This is a genomic window from Niallia nealsonii (assembly GCF_002835805.1).
In the GTDB taxonomy this organism is placed as follows: domain Bacteria; phylum Bacillota; class Bacilli; order Bacillales; family Cytobacillaceae; genus Niallia; species Niallia nealsonii.
In genome coordinates this window covers 1-1,481 of record NZ_PISE01000090.1, presented here as the reverse complement: position 1 = coordinate 1,481, position 1,481 = coordinate 1, and the positions used below count along the sequence as shown (strand labels likewise).

2 protein-coding genes are annotated in these 1,481 nt (G+C 35.5%); one reads left to right on the top strand and one right to left on the bottom strand.

The window, feature by feature from the left end; genetic code table 11:
• Window positions 1-12 precede the first annotated feature (12 nt).
• Window positions 13-1,134: a tripeptidase T gene (locus CWS01_RS22185; protein ID WP_101179753.1), complete on the bottom strand. Its 1,122-nt coding sequence runs from the start codon at window positions 1,132-1,134 to the stop codon at window positions 13-15.
• A 221-nt stretch (window positions 1,135-1,355) separates the two neighbouring features.
• On the opposite strand from CWS01_RS22185, the gene prli42 reads away from it, so the two are divergent.
• Window positions 1,356-1,451, top strand: coding sequence for a stressosome-associated protein Prli42 (gene prli42, locus CWS01_RS22580; RefSeq protein WP_157827731.1), 96 nt, complete (start codon window positions 1,356-1,358; stop codon window positions 1,449-1,451).
• Window positions 1,452-1,481 lie beyond the last annotated feature (30 nt).

The following is a 1,481-nucleotide window of genomic DNA, read 5'->3' as shown; positions in this document are numbered from 1 at the left end:
TGGTTTTTTGTTTTATTCTCCTGCTACTTCTTTAATAATTGCCAGAACCATCTCTGCCAATTTATTTAATTCTTCAATCGGCATTTTTTCTTTTGTTGTATGGATATCTTCATACCCTACAGCCAAGTTGACAGTTGGAATGCCAAATCCACAGATTACATTTGCATCACTTCCGCCGCCGCTTTGTTCTAAACTGCAGCTTCTGCCGATTTTTTCTGCTGCTTTACGAGCAACTTCTACTACATGATCACCTGCTCCATACTTAAAGCCTGGATACATTACTTCCACTTCCACAATGGCTTCTCCGCCCATGTCCTTGGCAGTTGTTTCAAATGCTTCTTTCATTTTAGCTACTTGATTTTGCATTTTCTCTTCTACTAAGGAGCGAGCTTCTGCGAGAATCTCTACATGATCGCAAACAATATTAGTTTGCTGTCCACCTTCGAACCTGCCAATATTTGCAGTGGTTTCACTGTCTATTCTCCCTAAAGGCATTTTTGCAATGGATTTTGCCGCAATAGTAATGGCAGAAACCCCTTTTTCTGGTGCAACACCAGCATGAGCTGTTTTTCCAAGTATCGTTGCTTTTACTTTTGCTTGTGTTGGAGCTGCAACGACGATATTGCCGACTTTCCCATCACTATCTAAAGCATAACCAAATTTAGCTGTTAAAAGAGCAGGGTCTAATGCTTTTGCACCGACTAATCCTGATTCTTCGCCGACTGTAATAACATACTGAATAGTGCCATGTGGCAGATTGTTTTCTTTTATAACAGTTAATGTTTCTAATATTACCGCAAGTCCAGCTTTATCATCTGCCCCTAAAATAGTTGTTCCATCTGTTACAACATAACCATCTTTAATAGAAGGTTTTACACCTACACCAGGAACTACTGTATCCATATGGGATGTAAAATAGATAGGATCTGCATTTTCTGCGTTGCCTTTTAATGTACAAATTAAATTTCCTGCACCATGCCCTGTAATAGCAGTAGTATCATCTTCTATTACATCTAAACCTAATTCTGTAAATTTATTTTTTAATACACCAGCAATTTCTTTCTCATACTTTGTTTCTGAATCAATTTTTACTAGTTCTAGAAATTGGTTTAATAAACGTTCATTATTTATCATGATAATTCCTCCAAATAAATGCTCTAAACTACATACTAGTATACCTTTCACAAGTCATAACATCAAATGTTAAAGCTTCGATTGACTAAAGAAAACTTCATTCCAATTATCCTCTTTAAGCTATTTCTCCTTGTATAATAATGGAATAGTAAGTTATTAGTTGTGACATGCTTCATTTCTTAGTAAAATATAATTACTAGAAGAAAGTGTTGGAGGGTTTTATGCGTAAAAATAAGCTGCAAAAAATAGTCATATATTTGATGGTCTTTATTATGCTGGCGTCTACTTTATTAATTGGCATCGGCATGCTATTTTAAAAAACTAATAATAACTGAAAAAAGAGAACC